Origin of the sequence: Comamonas guangdongensis (assembly GCF_041079535.1) — a bacterium.
GTDB classification, from domain to species: Bacteria; Pseudomonadota; Gammaproteobacteria; order Burkholderiales; family Burkholderiaceae_C; genus Comamonas; species Comamonas guangdongensis.
Genome location: NZ_JBFYGN010000025.1, coordinates 26,806 through 43,725, shown reverse-complemented (window position 1 = coordinate 43,725; position 16,920 = coordinate 26,806). Strand labels below are relative to the sequence as shown.

The 16,920-nt window shown below is 62.0% G+C and carries 24 protein-coding genes; 19 read left to right on the top strand and 5 right to left on the bottom strand.

What is annotated here, in order from left to right:
- The first annotated feature begins 17 nt into the window (after positions 1–17).
- From AB6724_RS18055 to hemP, 7 genes are all read left to right on the top strand, one after another.
- Positions 18–698 carry a Fe2+-dependent dioxygenase gene (locus AB6724_RS18055; RefSeq protein WP_369339917.1) on the top strand — a complete coding sequence of 227 codons (681 nt, stop codon included), beginning with the start codon at positions 18–20 and terminating at the stop codon, positions 696–698.
- Entirely contained in the window at positions 695–1,837 is a 1,143-nt protein-coding gene (locus tag AB6724_RS18050; protein WP_369339916.1) for an alpha-hydroxy acid oxidase, read from the top strand. Before AB6724_RS18055 ends, AB6724_RS18050 begins: the two co-directional genes overlap by 4 nt.
- 95 nt (positions 1,838–1,932) lie before the next feature.
- On the top strand, positions 1,933–2,226 hold the full coding sequence (locus AB6724_RS18045) for a (2Fe-2S)-binding protein (protein ID WP_369339915.1): 294 nt from the start codon (positions 1,933–1,935) through the stop codon (positions 2,224–2,226).
- Positions 2,227–2,352: 126 nt separating this feature from the next.
- Positions 2,353–3,081 carry an energy transducer TonB gene (locus AB6724_RS18040; RefSeq protein WP_369339914.1) on the top strand — a complete coding sequence of 243 codons (729 nt, stop codon included), beginning with the start codon at positions 2,353–2,355 and terminating at the stop codon, positions 3,079–3,081.
- A 23-nt stretch (positions 3,082–3,104) separates the two neighbouring features.
- The gene (locus AB6724_RS18035; RefSeq protein ID WP_369339913.1) at positions 3,105–3,827 is read left to right on the top strand and encodes a MotA/TolQ/ExbB proton channel family protein; all 723 of its coding nucleotides are present in this window, start codon (positions 3,105–3,107) and stop codon (positions 3,825–3,827) included.
- A gap of 3 nt (positions 3,828–3,830) precedes the next feature.
- Positions 3,831–4,247 (top strand): ExbD/TolR family protein, encoded by a 417-nt coding sequence (locus tag AB6724_RS18030; protein ID WP_369339912.1) that lies wholly within the window; start codon positions 3,831–3,833, stop codon positions 4,245–4,247.
- Between the two features lie 282 nt (positions 4,248–4,529).
- On the top strand, positions 4,530–4,691 hold the full coding sequence (hemP, locus tag AB6724_RS18025; RefSeq protein WP_439329893.1) for a hemin uptake protein HemP: 162 nt from the start codon (positions 4,530–4,532) through the stop codon (positions 4,689–4,691).
- 207 nt (positions 4,692–4,898) lie between these two features.
- Here the strand turns inward: hemP and AB6724_RS18020 are convergent, their stop codons facing one another.
- Positions 4,899–5,306, bottom strand: a complete 408-nt coding sequence (locus AB6724_RS18020) for a GlcG/HbpS family heme-binding protein (RefSeq protein WP_369339911.1) — start codon at positions 5,304–5,306, stop codon at positions 4,899–4,901.
- Positions 5,307–5,499: 193 nt separating this feature from the next.
- Between AB6724_RS18020 and AB6724_RS18015 the strand changes: the two genes are divergently transcribed.
- From AB6724_RS18015 to AB6724_RS18005, 3 genes are all read left to right on the top strand, one after another.
- The gene (locus AB6724_RS18015) at positions 5,500–6,192 is read left to right on the top strand and encodes a Bax inhibitor-1/YccA family protein (protein ID WP_369339910.1); all 693 of its coding nucleotides are present in this window, start codon (positions 5,500–5,502) and stop codon (positions 6,190–6,192) included.
- Between the two features lie 64 nt (positions 6,193–6,256).
- Entirely contained in the window at positions 6,257–6,742 is a 486-nt protein-coding gene (locus tag AB6724_RS18010; RefSeq protein WP_369339909.1) for a hypothetical protein, read from the top strand.
- Between the two features lie 79 nt (positions 6,743–6,821).
- Positions 6,822–7,169 carry a hypothetical protein gene (locus tag AB6724_RS18005; protein ID WP_369339908.1) on the top strand — a complete coding sequence of 116 codons (348 nt, stop codon included), beginning with the start codon at positions 6,822–6,824 and terminating at the stop codon, positions 7,167–7,169.
- A 93-nt stretch (positions 7,170–7,262) separates the two neighbouring features.
- Here AB6724_RS18005 and rlmD read toward each other — a convergent pair whose 3' ends face one another.
- Both rlmD and AB6724_RS17995 read right to left on the bottom strand, forming a co-directional pair.
- Positions 7,263–8,765, bottom strand: coding sequence for a 23S rRNA (uracil(1939)-C(5))-methyltransferase RlmD (gene rlmD / locus AB6724_RS18000; protein ID WP_369339907.1), 1,503 nt, complete (start codon positions 8,763–8,765; stop codon positions 7,263–7,265).
- Between the two features lie 141 nt (positions 8,766–8,906).
- The gene (locus tag AB6724_RS17995; RefSeq protein ID WP_369339906.1) at positions 8,907–9,218 is read right to left on the bottom strand and encodes a hypothetical protein; all 312 of its coding nucleotides are present in this window, start codon (positions 9,216–9,218) and stop codon (positions 8,907–8,909) included.
- Between the two features lie 233 nt (positions 9,219–9,451).
- On the opposite strand from AB6724_RS17995, the gene AB6724_RS17990 reads away from it, so the two are divergent.
- The 7 genes from AB6724_RS17990 to AB6724_RS17960 all read left to right on the top strand — a co-directional run bounded on the left by AB6724_RS17990 (position 9,452) and on the right by AB6724_RS17960 (position 14,303).
- Positions 9,452–9,985: a GbsR/MarR family transcriptional regulator gene (locus tag AB6724_RS17990; protein ID WP_369339905.1), complete on the top strand. Its 534-nt coding sequence runs from the start codon at positions 9,452–9,454 to the stop codon at positions 9,983–9,985.
- Between the two features lie 50 nt (positions 9,986–10,035).
- Entirely contained in the window at positions 10,036–10,926 is an 891-nt protein-coding gene (locus tag AB6724_RS17985; protein ID WP_369339904.1) for an NAD-dependent epimerase/dehydratase family protein, read from the top strand.
- On the top strand, positions 10,923–11,342 hold the full coding sequence (locus AB6724_RS17980; protein WP_369339903.1) for a DoxX-like family protein: 420 nt from the start codon (positions 10,923–10,925) through the stop codon (positions 11,340–11,342). Before AB6724_RS17985 ends, AB6724_RS17980 begins: the two co-directional genes overlap by 4 nt.
- The gene (locus AB6724_RS17975) at positions 11,339–11,815 is read left to right on the top strand and encodes a DUF2269 family protein (RefSeq protein WP_369339902.1); all 477 of its coding nucleotides are present in this window, start codon (positions 11,339–11,341) and stop codon (positions 11,813–11,815) included. The genes AB6724_RS17980 and AB6724_RS17975 overlap by 4 nt, the downstream gene beginning before the upstream one ends.
- Before the next feature lie 326 nt (positions 11,816–12,141).
- Complete coding sequence (locus tag AB6724_RS17970) at positions 12,142–12,774, top strand: LysE family translocator (RefSeq protein ID WP_369339901.1); 633 nt, start codon at positions 12,142–12,144, stop codon at positions 12,772–12,774.
- A gap of 191 nt (positions 12,775–12,965) precedes the next feature.
- A complete protein-coding gene (locus AB6724_RS17965; protein ID WP_369339900.1) occupies positions 12,966–13,118 on the top strand; it encodes a hypothetical protein in 153 nt (50 codons plus the stop codon).
- A 3-nt stretch (positions 13,119–13,121) separates the two neighbouring features.
- The gene (locus tag AB6724_RS17960) at positions 13,122–14,303 is read left to right on the top strand and encodes a tetratricopeptide repeat protein (protein WP_369339899.1); all 1,182 of its coding nucleotides are present in this window, start codon (positions 13,122–13,124) and stop codon (positions 14,301–14,303) included.
- 83 nt (positions 14,304–14,386) lie between these two features.
- On the opposite strand, the gene AB6724_RS17955 is transcribed toward AB6724_RS17960, so the two are convergent.
- Complete coding sequence (locus AB6724_RS17955; protein ID WP_369339898.1) at positions 14,387–14,827, bottom strand: acetyltransferase; 441 nt, start codon at positions 14,825–14,827, stop codon at positions 14,387–14,389.
- A gap of 226 nt (positions 14,828–15,053) precedes the next feature.
- Between AB6724_RS17955 and AB6724_RS17950 the strand changes: the two genes are divergently transcribed.
- A complete protein-coding gene (locus AB6724_RS17950) occupies positions 15,054–15,470 on the top strand; it encodes a DUF6841 family protein (protein WP_369339897.1) in 417 nt (138 codons plus the stop codon).
- Between the two features lie 300 nt (positions 15,471–15,770).
- Entirely contained in the window at positions 15,771–16,154 is a 384-nt protein-coding gene (locus tag AB6724_RS17945) for a c-type cytochrome (RefSeq protein ID WP_369339896.1), read from the top strand.
- A gap of 169 nt (positions 16,155–16,323) precedes the next feature.
- Here the strand turns inward: AB6724_RS17945 and AB6724_RS17940 are convergent, their stop codons facing one another.
- Entirely contained in the window at positions 16,324–16,800 is a 477-nt protein-coding gene (locus tag AB6724_RS17940) for an Lrp/AsnC ligand binding domain-containing protein (RefSeq protein WP_369339895.1), read from the bottom strand.
- Positions 16,801–16,920: the final 120 nt, after the last annotated feature.

The window sequence follows — 16,920 nt, the reverse complement described above, 5'->3', positions numbered from 1 at the left end:
CCAATCATTTACATCCCATGCTGCTTCGCATCCCCGCCTTGCTCACCCCCGATGAAGTCCGCCAGTGCCGCCTGGCACTGGAAGCTGCCTCCTGGCAAGATGGCAAAGCCACAGCCGGCCATATCGCAGTGCAGGTCAAAAGCAATCTGCAGCTGCCGCTGGACAGCCAGGTCGGCCAGCAGATCGGCGACCTGATCCTGGACCGGCTGGGCCGCAACCCTTTGTTCATGTCGGCAGCCCTGCCGTTGAAGGTGCTGCCGCCGCGCTTCAACCGCTACGAGGGCGGCGGCACCTATGGCAACCATATCGACAACGCCTTCTTCACCATTCCGGGCACGGCCATCAAGGTGAGAACCGATGTCTCCACCACGGTCTTCTTCAGCGAGCCCGATGAATACGAAGGCGGTGAGCTGATGGTGGAAGACACCTACGGTCAGCAAAGCGTGAAGCTGCCGGCCGGCGACGCCATCGTCTACCCGGGCACCAGCCTGCACCGCGTCAACCCCGTGACCCGTGGCACGCGCTATGGCTCCTTCTTCTGGACCCACAGCCTGATCAAGTCGGCCGAGCAGCGCCGCCTGCTGTTCGATCTGGACCAGAGCATCCAGCAGCTCACCCAGGAGCAGCCCGAACATCCGCGCCTGGCCTCGCTGTCCGGCACCTATCACAACCTGCTGCGCATGTGGGCCGAGGCATGAGCGGCGCCGCACTCAATGCCGCGGGCCGCCCCGTCGCTGCGCCGCTGCTGCGCGTACCGGCCGGCATGGGCTCGCTTGCCGACTATGGCCGCCTGGCCAGCGAGCATATGGAGGCCCTTGCCTGGGCGCACCTGGAGGGCGGCTCCGACCAGAACCTGACCCTCGCGCACAACCGCCAGGCCTTCGACGAACTGCGGCTTTGCCCGGAGCCGCTGGCCGACCTCTCCCAGGCCAGCACGCTGGTCAGCCTCTGCGGCCAGAACCTGCAATGGCCGCTGTTGCTGGCACCCGTGGCCTACCAGCGGCTGGCGCACAGCGACGGCGAACTGGCCACGGCCCGCGCAGCCATGGCCATGCGCACGGGCATGGTCGTCAGCACCCTGTCGAGCTATACGCTGGAGGAAATTGCCCAGGCCGCCAGCGCCGCCGCGCAGGAGCTGGGGCGCTGCGGCCCGCTATGGTTCCAGCTCTACCAGCAAGCCAGGCGCGAGCACAGCCTGTCGCTGATCCGGCGCGCCGAGGACGCCGGCTATCAGGCCCTGATCTGGACCGTAGACGCGCATATCAAGCGCTCCTCCTATCCGTTGCCGCCCGGCGTGGAGGCCGCCAATCTGCGCGGCATGCCTCAGCAGCGCCAGAGCGGCGACCTGATGAGCGAGCAGATCCTGTTCGGCACCGAACTGGCCCGCAGCGCCCCCACCTGGGACGATCTGACCTGGCTGCGCCAGCAGACCCGGCTGCCGCTCATCGTCAAAGGCCTGCTGTCGGCGCGCGCGGCCGCCAGGGCTGCGCAACTGGGCGCCGATGCCATCGTGGTCTCCAACCATGGCGGTCGCGTGCTCGACGGCGCGGTTTCGCCCCTGGAGGTGCTGCCGGCCATGCGCGCGGCGGTCCCCGCCCATGTGCCGCTGCTGCTGGACAGCGGCGTGCGCTACGGCACCGACATGCTCAAGGCACTGGCGCTGGGGGCCAGCGCCGTCATGCTGGGCCGCCCGCAGATGCACGCGCTGGCCGTGGCCGGCATGGCCGGGGTCGCGCATATGCTGTACCTGCTGCGCGCCGAGTTCGAGCTGGCCATGGCGCAGACGGGCTGCGCGCGGCTTGCCGACATAGGGCCCGAGGTCTTAACCATTCGCTGACTGGGTGTTCTGCGAAGGCACACATTGCAAATGCGATGGATTCGCATTTATAATCCCGCTATCACCTCAATAGCCAGCCACAACTGCCTGTAGCCATGATCGTCTGTGTATGCCGCCGGGTTTCCGACCGAGAGATAGCACGCCACGCGCATGCGGGCATGAGCTTTGATGAAATCCAGTTTGAATTGGGTGTTGCCACGCAATGCGGACGCTGCGAAAGCTGCGCCCGCGATGTGGTGGCGCAATGCTGCTCCAGCCACCCGATTGCGGCCATCCACAACGAATCACACGCCAGCGCTCCTGCGCAGACGGTTCAGCTTGCCGCCAACATCCTGGAAAGCAAAGCATGGCCCACCTCTCCATCCTCTCAGCCGTCTTCGGCAGCCTGATTCTCGTGATGGCCTGCACCTGGTGGATCCTGCGCGACTGATGTCATCGCGCCGGCTTACACTGCTTCGATAGCCAGCGCTTTTCGCTTCCGATTCCAGCCCGCGCTGCTTGCCTTTCTCGCCTCTATGTCCCAGTTTGATCGATTTGCTCCTGCCAACGGCCTAGGCCGCAATATGGCAGTGGCCGGCGCTGTGGTTGTCGTGCACGCTGCCGCCCTGTGGGCCATGCAGCATGGTCTGGCACAGCAAAACCCGCCCGAGGTGGTGGTTCCAGCCAGTGTGATTGCCGAGTTTGTGACTCCGCCGGCGCCCGAACCCAAGCCGCCGGCTCCGCCGCCCCCGGCTCCTCCGGCCCCAGCGCCCAAACCGCAGACCAAGCCCCAGCCCAAGCCCGAGGTCCAGAAGGCGCCGCCGCTGCCCAAAGCCATCAAGGACCCCACGCCCGTGCCCACGGCCCCGCGCGGCAGCACGGAAGACAGCGACAGCAAGCCGGACAAGACCCCGCCCGCACCTGCAGCACCCGTGGCTGCACCCGCTCCCCCGGCGCCACCGGCGCCGCCCGCTCCTCCCAAGATAGAGCAGCCCTCCAGCAATGCGGCCTATCTGAACAACCCCGCCCCCGCCTATCCTTCGGTGAGCAAGCGCATGGGCGAGCAAGGCAAGGTCCTGCTGCGCGTCTACATCAACGAGCAGGGCCAGCCCGAAAAGGTCGAGATCAAGCAGTCCAGCGGCTATGACCGCCTCGACGAGACTGCCATCAACACCGTGCAACGCTGGAAGTTTGTGCCCGGCAAGCGCAACGGCGTTGCCGAAGCCATGTGGCACATTGTTCCCATCAACTTTGTTCTCAAATAAATCCGCAGTTCTCAGGAGTACCCATGGAATCCCAATTCGGCATTGCCCACGTCTGGACACAGGGCGACTTCGTGACCCGTGCCGTGGCCATCATCTTGCTGGCCATGTCGGTGGCCTCTTGGCTGGTCATCCTCATCAAGGCCCTGGACATCGTGAAGTTCAAGAAGTACGCCACGAGCTCGCGGGACTTCTGGCATAGCCCGGACCTGGCCTCGGGCCTGGAAATGCTGGGCCACGACAAGGCCAATCCCTTCCGCTTCATGGTGATCGAAGGCCGCGAAGCCACGGCCCACCACCGCAAGACCAGCGCCCATCTGCACGACACCCTGGACATCAGCGACTGGGTGACGCGCTGCCTGCGCAATGGCATCAATGAATTCACGGCCCGCCTGCAATCGGGCCTGGCCATCCTGGCCTCGGTGGGCTCCACCGCCCCCTTCATCGGCCTGTTCGGCACGGTCTGGGGCATCTACCACGCGCTGGTGGCCATCGGCATGTCGGGCCAGTCCTCCATCGACAAGGTGGCCGGCCCCATCGGCGAGGCCCTGATCATGACGGCCCTGGGCCTGGCCGTGGCCATTCCCGCCGTGCTGGGCTACAACGCCCTGGTGCGCGGCAACAAGTCCATACTGAATGCGCTCAACAGCTTTGCCCATGACGTGCATGCCTACTTTGTGACCGGCGCCCGCGTTTCCGTGGACGGCCAGGTCTCGGGCAATGTCCTGCCGCTGAAGAAAGGCGCTTAAGCCATGTCATTCGGAACCATGGACGACGAGGGCGGCGACGAGGTGATGAACGAGATCAATATGACGCCCCTGGTGGACGTCATGCTGGTGCTGCTCATCATCTTCATCATCACCGTGCCCGTGATGAAGCATTCGGTCAACGTGGATCTGCCCCGCGCAACCAACCAGCCCGAGGACGCCAAGCCCGCCACCGTGCAGCTGGGCATCACGGCGGACGGCAAATATTCCTGGAACGGCCAGGCGGTCAGCGACGAGCAGCTCGAGACCAATCTCCAGGCCGAGGCCGCCAAGGAGCCCCAGCCCGATCTGCATATTCGCGGCGACAAGGAGGTGCGCTACGAACGCGTGGCCCAGGCCATGGCCGCCGCCCAGCGCGCGGGCGTCAAGAAGATCGGTTTCGTGACCGATCCGAGCAAATAAGCGGGCTCAGCCCCGCCTGCAACAACGGCCCATGACGGGCCGTTTTTTTATGGCTGTCAGCCATGAGAGAGCGCCCTCCCGGCCTTGGCGTGCCTGCGCTGGCCGCCTCTCTCAGGCTCCGAAACCGGACACCGGCAGTCGCACGGCACAAAAAATATCCGCCATTTCAGCCGCTGGTGCTTGCGTTTTAATTGAGAATGGTTATCATTAGCAAAAATTCAAACGCAAGGAATCATCGGCATGTCTGCACCGCTTGTCGCGAACTCACAGCCACACCGCACCATGGAGATGGCAGCACCCACAGGGCCTGCAGCAACGGCCTCCAGCCACCATCTGGACAGCGCCCTGCTGCTCAACGGCCAGAAGGCCGTGACCATCGTGCATAACGGCACGCCCTACCGCCTGCAAGCCACCCGGCTGGGCAAGCTCATTCTGACCAAGTAATCCGTTTCATCGTGGGGCGACACCGCAGGTGTCGTATTCGCCAGCCAAGCCTGCTGTCAAGCGTCAGCCCTCTCTGTCGCTCACATCTCGCCCAGCCACGCGTTTTTTCCTCATGGCTTTCACCCCAAAAAACAAACCCCTGCGCGCAAAACGCGGCAGGGGTTTGTTTTTTTGGCTCTGCCGATCGGCGGAGCCGGGGCGGGGCGATTACAGGCCCAGGGCGGCGATACCGGCCTTGGCGACCTGTGCGTCCTCATTGGCCTTCACACCGGAGACGCCCACGGCGCCCAGGCACTGGCCGTCCTTGACGATGGCCACGCCGCCTTCGAGCAGACCGTCGACAAAAGGCGCGCTCAGGAAGGCCGTGCGGCCGTTGTTGATCATGTCCTCGAAGGCCTTGGTGTCCTTGCGACCGATGGCGGCAGAGCGAGCCTTGGCGGGAGCGATGTGCGAGGAAATCGCTGCAGCGCCATCCAGACGCTGCAGCCACAGCAGGTGGCCACCGTCGTCGACGATGGAGATCGTCACGGGCCAGCCGTTCTTCAGTGCTTCGGCTTCGGCGGCTGCGGCAATGGCTTTCACGTCGGCCAGTTCGAGTTCGTGCTTGGTCTTCATAAAGGTACAAGGCTCCGTTGGATTTTCAATGTGGCAAGCATATTCTGTACTTTGTAGGCAAAAGTAGATCGCATGTGAAAAACATTCGATCCTAAAACTGCTGCATTGCAACGGGGTATTGCAAGGGCTTCTCAACACCCCCACCTAGAATGACAATGTTTACACACACAATTTCTGAAGGAGGAATGGCCACATGAACGAACAAGTCACCACACTGGGCTCTGCGGGCTACGGTGTCTCGCAGCAAGAGCGCAACCGTGTCTTGCGCAATACCTACTGGCTGCTGGCACTCAGCCTGATTCCCACCGTGCTGGGCGCTTGGCTGGGCGTGGCCACCGGTATCACGGCATCGCTGCGCGGCGCCGTGGGCCTGATCGTGTTCATGGTCGGCGCGTTCGGCTTCATGTACGCGATCGAGAAGACCAAGCACAGCGCCGCCGGCGTGCCCGTGCTGCTGGGCTTCACCTTCTTCATGGGCCTGATGCTGTCGCGCCTGATCGGCATGATTCTGGGCTTCTCCAACGGCACGCAGCTGATCATGACGGCCTTCGCCGGTACTGCTGGCGTGTTCTTCGTGATGGCCATGCTGGCCACCGTGATCAAGCGCGACCTGTCGGGCATGGGCAAGTTCCTGTTCGTGGGCGCCCTGGTGCTGATGCTGGGCTCCATCATCAACATCTTCGTGGGCTCCACCGCGGGCATGATGGCGATCTCCATGCTGGCCATCGGCATCTTCTCGGCCTACATGCTGTATGACCTCAAGCAGATCATCGACGGCGGCGAAACCAACTACATCAGCGCCACCCTGGCCCTGTACCTGGACCTGTTCAACGTGTTCCAGAGCCTGCTGGCCCTGCTGGGCATCATGGGCGGCGAACGCGACTGAGCCTTGGCTTGAGCCAAATACAAAGGAGTGCCACGGCACTCCTTTTTTATTTAGCATGCGGTCCATGAACAAGATCCTGAGCTTTGTGCTTGCTGCGGCGGCCGTCTCTTCTGCAAGCGCGGAACCCGCTGCAGACCCGCCCTTCGGCCGCTACCCGGCGCAGGCCTATCAAGGCAGTGTCCGCCTGCCCGACTTCAAGGGCCGGGACAGATCGTTCGCAATGTACAGAACCCGCATCGGCAACGGCATGAAGGATGGAGTCAACTTTGCCGGCCATCTGGCCCTCATCGAGATCGGCTGCGGCACGGGTTGCCGCCTGGTGTTCGCGGGCGATGTGTCCACGGGCAAGGTATATCGCTTCCCCGCCAGCGGAGAAGACTACGCCTCCCTGGCGCTGAGCTTTCGGCCCGACAGCAGGCTCATCAAGGCCCACTGGGAAAATTACGAGCACGATCAATGCCTGGAAGAAAGCTTCGTCTGGGAGCGCCACCGATTCACCAGCCAGGGCCGCAAAATACTGGGTAATGGCGAGTTCTGCCGGGAGTCCTGATGCGGGCTGAGAGGGGCTCGAGCAATTTTTTCGCGCCGAACCTCAACTTCTGCCCGGAACTGCCGATATAGGAGACAAGATGAAGCCAAACCACCTGCCCCGCGTGCTTGCCGCTGCCCTGCTCCCCCTGGTGCTGGCGGGCTGCAAGATTGAAGACATTCCGGGTCTGGGACCCGATCCGCGCGCCGTGGCGCGCGAGGCCGAGGCCAAGGCCGTAGGCGGCGCCTGCCGCCACGCCATGCGCGGGCTGGAGGACTGCTATACCCTGAACCCCAAGTCTCCCAAGTCCCTGGTGTTTGCGGGCTGGAAGGATATGGACGAATACATGCGCGCCAACAAGATCGAAGGCGTGCCCTCCGTGCTGGGCCAGAATGCCCCCGAAAAGCGCGGCAGCGCCGAACCCGACAACGGCCGCAACCGCAGCTAAGCCCCCCACAGCCCCAAAAACAAAAGCCGTGTGTGCGCCAGCACCACGGCTTTTGTTTTTGGGGCGCCGGCTTCGGGCCGGCACCGGGTTTGCTTAGTCCGCGCGCTCGAACACGGCCATGCTTTCCACATGGGCTGTATGCGGGAACATATTGACCACGCCGGCGGCCACGCAGCGGTAGCCGGCCTGATGCACCAGCAGGCCCGCATCGCGCGCCAGCGTGGCGGGGTTGCAGCTCACGTAGACGATGCGCTTGGGGAACTGCCAGCCTTCCTGGCCTTCGGGCAGCGGCGGCAGCAGATCCGGCTGCTCTTCGGTGGCCACGCCGACCTGCTTGGCGCCAATGCGGATCTGGTGGATGTCGGCCAGCGCCTTGGACAGAGCAAACGCACCTTCGCGCGGGGGATCGACCAGCCACTTGTCGGCATTGCCGTCGGCAATCAGCATGGCCGGCGTCATCTCGAACAGATTGCGCGCCACAAAGCCCGTGGGCGCCAGCTTGTCGCTCTCGGCGCGCGTGGCATTGTTGGCCGCATAGTTCTCGTGCGAACGCTTGACCAGGGTTTCCGAACCCTCAATGCCCAGCACCTCGCGCGCCATGGTGGCAATCGGCAACGTGAAGTTGCCCAGGCCGCAGAACCAGTCGATCACGCGCTCGCTCTTTTGCGCATCGAGCAGGCGCAGCGAGCGCGTGACCAGCACGCGGTTGATATGCGGATTGACCTGGGTGAAGTCCGTGGGCTTGAACGGCATGGTGATGCCGAAGTCCGGCAGGCCGTAGCACAGCTGCGGGCCGCCCTCTTCCATCAGATGCACGGTATCCGGGCCCTTGGGCTGCAGCCACCATTGGATGTTCTGCTGGGCCGCAAAGTCGCGCAGGCGCTGCTTGTCGGCGTCCGACAGCGGCTCCAGGTGGCGCAGCACCAGGGCCGTCACCTGATCGCCGCAGGCCACCTCGATCTGCGGGCAGGTCTCGCGCGCGTCCAGGCTGCCGATCAGCTCCCGCATGGGCATCAGCATGGCATCCACATGGGGCGGCAGTATCTTGCAGACCTCCATGTCGGCGATATAGCGGCTCTTGCGCTCGTGGAAGCCCACCAGCACCTTGTTCTTCTTGACCACATAGCGCACCGACAGGCGCGAACGAAAACGGTAGCCCCAGGCCGGACCTTCGATGGGACGCAGCAGCGTCTCGGGCTTGACCTTGGCCAGATGCCAGAGGTTGTCTTCCAGCACGCGCTGCTTGATGGCCACCTGGGCCGCCACGTGCATGTGCTGCATCTTGCAGCCGCCGCAGGCGCCCGCATGCAGACCGAAATTGGGGCAGCCGGGCGTCACGCGCTGGGAGGATTCGCGGTGGATCTCGGTCAGCGTGGCCGCTTCCCAGTTGTTCTTCTTGCGGTGGGTGTTGGCGCTGACGATTTCGCCGGGCAGCGCGCCATCAATGAACACCACCTTGCCGTCGGGCTTGCGGGCCACGCCCTGGGCGTCCATGTCCATGGACAGCACTTCCAGCCAGCCCTCGGGCAGCGCCGGGGCATCAGAGGGGACTTGGGGCAGGTTTTCGGGAATTTTGTTGTCGCGGGATTCACTCATGGTGGCCCGATTGTCTCAGGCCGCCCCATACCCGAGAGCCGACCACGGCAAAAAACCGCGCGACTCACACCCATCCGACGCCGGGATTTTCAGTCAAAACCCGGCTTGACCCTTGTTTAGTAGGCGCTTGCAGCTATGCAATCAGAAGCGCTCAGACTCGCGCAGGAGACGCTCGCGGCGGCTGCGAGCCTCTGCCGTCTGGGCGCGTTCGGCAATCAGGTTGACCTCGGTGGCGCAGTTGAACTCGTCCAGCGAGAAATACATGGTGGCGCCCGGCGAAAGCCGGGGTACCGTCATATGCAGCGGCAGCGACAGGTCCACGGGCGAGCGGTTGGAGCGGTAAATCAGCTCGTTATTCGGCGCATAGACGAAATAGCAGGCGGCCGATGCCGCCTGGGCCATGGCACAGGCCGACAGAACAAGCGTGGCTCGCAAGACGGATGCAGCGGTCATGAAGTCCCCTCCCTATCCGGGGCAAGGCGCCCCTCTTCTGCCCGTCATTCTAGGGCGCGCGTACCGCTGCCGGAAACGCGGCGCTTTTCCGGCCTCAAAGAAACCGTGAGCCAGACCCCGATTCCTCTCTGCCACCGGCCGCAACAGCCGTCTCCCCGAGCCGCATTTTCATGCAATGCAAATTACAAATTTCTGTATTGACAGAAATTTCGACCAAAGACACACTTTGAATCATGCAACTGAGTCCTATCGCCGAACGCTTTGTACGCCACTGGGGAGACATGGGCAACGCCTGGGGCGTGAACCGCACCGTGGCGCAGATCCATGCGCTGCTGTTCTTCCACGGTCGTCCGCTCAATGCCGACGAGATCTGTGAAACCCTGGGCGCCGCCCGCTCCAATGTGAGCACCAGCCTCAAGGAGCTGCTCAGCTGGCAGCTGATCCGCGTCAGCCGCAAAAGCGGCGACCGGCGCGAGTATTTCGAAACCTCGGCCGATGTCTGGGAGCTGCTGCGCACCATCGTGCGCGAGCGCAAGCAGCGCGAGTTCGACCCCACCAGCGCGCTGCTGCGCGAGCTCATTGCCCGGCCCGAGTTCGAGCAGGAAACGCCCGATGCCCAGGACCGCGTGCACGAGACGCTGCGCCTCATGGACTCGCTGGGCGTCTGGACCGACGAGATGCTGCGCCTGTCGCCGGCCACGCTGGACAAGATACTGCGGCTGGGCGCCAGCGTGCAGCGCTTTGTGCGCGGCAGCGGCAAGGAGTGAGGATGCGGTCCGAATTTCTGCTCAGGCAGAAAATTACAAAGGAGTAGCGTATGCGAGTTCTGATCTGTGGCGGTACGGGCTTTCTGGGGCGGCATATCGTCAACGCACTGGTGCAACAGGGGCATGACCCCGTGGTGCGCAGCCGCCACTCCGACCCCGCGCTGGATTTTGCCGACCTGACCCAGGCCGACGACTGGCTGGCCCATCTGCAGAGCGTGGAAGCCGTGGTCAATGCCGTGGGCGCTCTGCGCGACACTCCCAGGCAGTCGCTGCAGACCCTGCATACCGATGCCCCCATCGCCCTGTTCGATGCCTGCGCCCAGGCCGGCGTGCAGCGCGTGGTGCAGGTCTCGGCCCTGGGCGTGGCCGACAGCGCCACGCGCTACGCCAGCACCAAGCGCGCCGCCGACGAGCATCTGCTGGCGCTCAACCAGGCCGGCCGGCTCAACGGCGTGGTGGTCCGGCCCAGCATCATCTTCGGCGCGGGCGGCGCCAGCACCGAGCTGTTCATGAGCCTGGCCAAGCTGCCCGCGCTGCTGCTGCCCCAGGCCATGCAGTCCAGCCATGTCCAGCCCGTGGCGGTACGGGATCTGGCCCAGGTGCTGGCCCAGCTGGCCACCAGCGAGGCGCCCAGCGGCGTCATCAATATAGGCGGGCCCGAGGCCCTGACCCTGGGCAGTCTGATCGCCAGCCTGCGCGGCCAGATGGGACGGAGTTCCGCGCTCGCGCTGACCATGCCGCGCTGGGCTGCCGAGCTCAGCGCGCGCGTGGGCGACCGCATCAGCGCCCTGCCCTGGTGCACCGAAACCCTGACCCTGCTGCAAAGCCATAACGTGACGGATCCGCAGACACTGGCCAAGCTGCTGGGGCGTGAGGGCGTGCCACCCGGCCGGCTGTATGCCACCCTGCCCGAGAGCCAGAGCAGGACGCGCAAGTCATGAGCCAACACAGTTCCGCACGGCGCGCCATGCATGCCAGCCTGGTCATCGTCTGGCTGGGCACGGCGGCCGTGAGCGCGCTCGACCATCTCGGCCTCTCGGGGCTGGACCACGAAGGCGCGCGCCTGCTGGCCGCTGGCGGCATCGCCGATGCGCGCTGGCAGGCCCTGCTGATCTGGTCCGGCCTGCTGGCCGACCTGTTCATAGGCATCGCCCTGCTGCTGCGCCCGGGCCGCGCCAGCTATCTGGCCGCGCTGACGCTGATGACGGCCATGACGCTGGTCGGCACCGTGCTGCAGCCCGCGCTGTGGCTGCATCCGCTGGGGCCGCTGCTCAAGAACCTGCCGCTGGCCGCCATGCTGTGGTTTCTGCTGCAGCCCGAAAACATCTGTCCACGCTCCTCCAAACTCGAACCATGAATACCTATCTGCTGCTCAAGACCCTGCACATACTCTCCAGCGTGCTGCTCGTAGGCACGGGCCTGGGTTCGGCTTTCTATATGTTCTTTGCCAACCGCAGCGGCTCGGTCGCGGCCCAGGCCGTGGTCAGCCGCCTGGTGGTGCGCGCGGACTGGTGGTTCACCACGCCCTGCGTCTTCATCCAGCCTGCCACCGGCCTGACCATGGCGCATATGGCGGGCTGGCCGCTGACCACGCCCTGGCTGGCACTGTCGCTGGGCCTGTATGCGCTGGCCGGCCTTTGCTGGCTGCCCGTGGTGTGGTTGCAGGTACGCATGGCGGCCGTGGCGGCACAGGCCCAGGCCGGCGCCACACCGCTACCCCCGCTGTATCGGCAGTACCAGCTGCGCTGGGAAGCCCTGGGCTACCCGGCCTTTATCGCCATGGCCGGCACCTACTATCTGATGGTCAACAAGCCGGCTCTGTGGGGCTGATGCCATCCTGAAAGGTGTTTCCTGTTCGCAGCAAATGGGGCGCGGGGCTATTCGACCGCTCGTTCGGATCGATGCGGCCTTGCGATGCGGCTTAGCCCCAACTCCATGCACTTTGTTTGCGCGGTATTTCCAGGCTGCCAATGGCATTCAAGCCGAAGAAGTGATGAATGCCAACGGCCCGGACTAGGTTAACCGGGTCAACCCAAACAACGGCATCGATTGCCTGAATTCACCGCTGCCCTGAGCCGCACCGAAAACGCCGCGCCTCGGCCAGGAGCAGGATTCGGCTGATATATTGAAAACATCGCGTCGCTGAAGAAACTGTTATGCCCAATTTTGAGAACTTGTTTGCTTTCGGTCTTATTTCTCTTGGGATGGTGCTCACGCCAGGGCCCAATATGGTGTATCTGATCTCCCGGTCAATATGCCAGGGACGCACTGCGGGCCTTATCTCCCTGGGCGGCGTCGCTCTTGGCTTTGTGTTCTACATGATGTGCGCTGCGCTAGGCATTACGGCAATCGTCATGGCTGTCCCGTATGCCTACGACGCATTGCGCATTGGCGGGGCCCTGTATCTGATTTATCTGGCATGGCAGGCCGTCAAGCCGGGAGGCCGCTCTCCGTTCGAAATCAGGAACCTTCCGCAGGACGGCCCCAAAAAGCTATTCCTGATGGGGTTTCTGACAAATCTGCTCAACCCGAAGATTGCCGTGATGTATCTGTCGCTTCTGCCGCAGTTCATCAACCCCGAACATGGCAACGTGCTGTCCCAGTCGCTGGTACTGGGCTTCACGCAAATTACGATCAGTGTGAGCGTGAATGCCACGATTACCGTGCTTGCGGGGTCGATCGCAATGTTTCTTTCCAGCCGCCCCACCTGGATCTCGGTCCAACGATGGTTGATGGGAACGGTCCTCGCAGGCCTGGCCGTGCGCATGCTGACCGAAGCAAGAAGGTAACAAGTTCAAGTCGATGCCTCAATCGCCGCTCAACGTCGTGTTGCGCCAATCACAGCTTGGCTTCAAGCCAGGCTGCACAGCGCATTTTCAGCCGCCGCGCCCGGTATTGTTTTGATAGCTGCCCACGATGGGTGGGTAAAGCATTGACTCTATATACTCAATCATTATTAAGAAGAATTGAGGGAGTAGAAATGCGTGTGCGATGGTTTAGGGCCTGGATTGTTGCTGTCGGGCTGGCCGCTTTGGGCTACGCGCAGGCCCAGCCCAGCGAGACGGTCAATGCCGCGAAAGCCGGCGAGACGACGGCCCAGTACGAGTTGGGAAAAGCCTATCTTTACGGCTAGGGCGTGGAAAAGAATGCCGACCAGGCCCTGCACTGGCTCCGCCTGGCGGTCGACCAGAATCATGCGCCGTCCCAGTATCTGTTGGGTCTGGTGTATGCGCTCGGTGCCGAAGGCGTGGAAAAGAATCCGCAAGAAGGTCTGGCGCGCATTCGCCAGGCCGCCAATAGCGGGAATCCGGATGCGCAAAACCTGCTCGGAACCCTTTACGTGAAGGGCGAGGCGGTTGAGAAGGACGTGGCAGCAGGTGTGGCGTGGCTGGAGCGGGCTGCGCAGCAAGAGTCGCTGGCGGCGCAAAAAATCCCGGGCCTTCTCTACCGCGATGGCAAGCTGGTCCCTCGGGATCTGCAAGCCTCATTCCGCTGGAATATGGCCGCGGCCCGGCAAGCCGACATGCTTGCGCAGTTCACCGTGGCCGAGATGTATTACCTGGGCGAAGGCGTGGAGCAGAACCGCGCCGAGGCCGCAAACTGGCTGACCCCGCTGGCGGACAAAGGGGTGAAGAAGGCCCAATTGCTGCTGGGCAAGATTTACTTCGAGGGCCAGGGCATGGCCCCTGACTACAAGCGAGCCGTACTGCTGCTGCACGGCGTGGCTGTCCAAGGATCGGGCGAGGCGTTCTATGAACTCGGCCGCCTGTTCGAACAAGGCGAGGGGGAATACCGCAACGAAAAGGAAGCGATCGCCTATTACACCCAGGCGGTGAAGTACAAGCACGCGGGCGCAGCGCAGCGTCTGGAGGAGCTCTCCGCTGCGTCCCCCGGCGCGGGATCGTTTGTGCAGTCCATGGAATACATGGAGAACCTGAACTCTGCCCTGCGAGGCAATATGCTGGCGCAGTACAACATCGGCGTGTTTCAGTACCTGGGCAAAGGCTTCGAGCGCCCCAATTACGCCGAAGCCGCCAAATGGTTCGCCATGGCGGCCAACCAGGGCTATGCCAAGGCCCAGTACAACCTGGGCACCTTGTATGAGAGCGGCGAGGGTGTGAAAAAGAATCTGGCCGAAGCGGTGAAGTGGTACCGGCTGGCAGCCGAGCAGCAGGATGCGCCGGCCCAATATGCCCTGGGGACTTTGTACAGGGACGGCCTGGGTGTGAAAAAGAATGCCAAGCTCGCCCAAGACTGGCTGCAGCGTGCCGCGGACCAGGGCCATGAGCCTGCCAAAAAGGCCTTGGCACAGCGCTGAACCGATCGGCATATTCCGCCAGCCCGGCCGGCGACGGCGGTGTTATGCGCTGGCGGGCGGCAGCGATCGGCCTGAATTCCCCATCAGGCCTCGATGTATTTCAGGTGAATGATTGGGTAATGCCGACCTTGCCCGTCAAGCGAAGAGCGACCCGTGCGCTTGAAGCCCATTTTTTCGTAGAAACCTAATGCTTGAAGGTTCTGCTCATTGACATCGGTTGTCATTCCGGGATGAAGCGAAAGACCGTGACTAACCAGTGCGGCACCAAGACCTGTCCGGCGGCATATGGGGTCAACGAACAAAGCCTCCATATGTCCGTTGTCGATGAGCATGAATGCCAACGGGTAATCGTTGGCATCCACGGCGAACCAGAGCGGAGCCTTGGGCAGAAAGTCGCAAACCATCGCGTCAATGGCTCTGCGGTCTTCCGGGGTCAGAAAATGATGGGTGGCATCAACCGCGCGGCGCCAAATCTCAAGGGCACGTTCACCCTCATCGGGACGGGAATTTCGGATCGTAGTCATTGCCTGATTATGGGCACTGCAGGGCTCGGGCCCGAGTCGGCGACCAACAAGGCTGCCTCAGAGTGAGCTTCTGTTGATTGCACCACTTATCACTCCGATATCCGCTTTGTGTCGCAGTGCGACAGTCGTACATCGACCAGAAGCAGCCACCTCCAACAGATTAAGGGTGCAGTGCAGTCTTGCATTTACCATTGACCTCTACCAACAAGGGTCCCCGCCGCAGTCCATGAGCAGCTTTCTTTCCTTTGTCAGCAAGACAAGCGACGGCGCAGTTGACCGAGATGTCGTTGAAGAAGCATCAAGTTGCCTGGATAGATTTACCGAAGCATTCAATTCGCTAGATCTGGCGGGGATGGATGCGCAGCTTCATTTCCCGCACGTGATGCTCTCAGAATCGGAGACTCTGCTCTGGGATGCTCCTGATCAGCACCCTTCTGATTTTTTCCAGCGACTGCAAAGCACGGGCTGGGCATCTACACACTATGAATCGAAAGCTCCAGTCCTGGTCAGCCAGAACAAAGTCCATTTTCTAGTCACGTATACGCGGCGCTCAAATACTGGCGAAGAGCTGAGCCGTCATATCAATCTCTGGATCGTGGTCAAGAAAAACGGCATATGGGGTATATCGCTTCGCTCATACTGATCGGCACCTGATGACCGCATTGAACTTTCTGCGTTCTGTGGCCGGAACCGGGGTGCCTGCTGGAACTCCGTCGCCTGCCCTGTTGAGATGCCGCAAATTCTTCTACAACTTGGATGGCAGGCGCTGGTGGTGCAGCTTTCTCGCGAGGATCAACTAATGAAAGAATGTTTGGAGCAAATACAGAGACAATACTCAGAGCGAGCAGCAATCGTTGAGAATATGTAGCTGTTGTCGGCCATGAGGTGAAGCTCATCACACCAAGGGTCTACCCTCGAATCAAATCGAATCCATAAAAACCATATGCAAATCAATAAATCATTCATCGCTTCGCTGGGAATATTGGCATTAATTCAACCCTCGCTATCCTTCGCGGACAATGACAATGGAAAAAACATCTATTTTCAAAGATGTGCCATGTGCCACGGAGCAGATCTCAAAGGAACAGGACCATTGGCCAATAAAAGCAATCCTCCCACACCCGATCTGACAACATCCGCCTTCAAAAAACGGTTAAATGACTATCCGGGCGTTATTGTCTCATCGATAGTGCTTCGTCCAAATGGAGACCTGATTCCAAGAACCTTGCAGGAAAATGGTGTGAAACTGCCGCCGTTCTCCTGGAGAGTTAAGGATCTGCGCGAAATCAATCAATACATGAGTGCCGCGATTTCGAAGAATCGATAATTTTCGGCCTGCTGTTTTCTTATGCAGCCTCCAAAGCCCATTCTGAAAAATCGGAGAAATTTCCGATCAGCGTGGAATAGCCAAGGCATTATTTTTCTAATTCCAAGCGTGAAGGCCTATTTCCGCATGGCTGATCAGGGATCGAAGCCAGCTCCTCGACTCTTCCTTCTCAAAGCGGCAGCCTGGCCTCGTCCTTGACTTCTTCCATCACCGCATAGGTGCGGGTTTCGCGCACGCCCGGCAGCTGCCACAGCACGCGGCCCGCAAACTCGCGGTAGGCGGCCATGTCGGCCATGCGGGTCTTGAGCAGATAGTCGAAGCCGCCGGCCACCATATGGCATTCCATGATGGCCGGATAGGCCAGGACGGCGGCCTTGAATTCCTCGAACACATGGGGCGTGGTGCGGTCCAGCAGCACCTCCACGAACACGATCATGCCCACGCCCAGCTTGCGCGGGTTCAGCCTCGCCTCGTAGCCCAGGATATAGCCGTCGCGCGTGAGCCGCGTCACACGCGCTTGCACGGCCGTGGGCGACAGCGCCACCTGCTCGGCCAGGCGCAGATTGGAGATGCGGCCATCGATCTGCAGGATTGCCAGTATTTTTCGATCAATCCTGTCGATATCCACCACTGCATCGCTATTCATTGGTGAATTCCTCTTTTCATCCAGATCAATATAGTGATTCATTCATCAGCGGCCCAGCGATGATTTTCCCTATGTAGACACCGGCCCGCGGGCCGCATGCTATGCAGTTGTAGACATGGT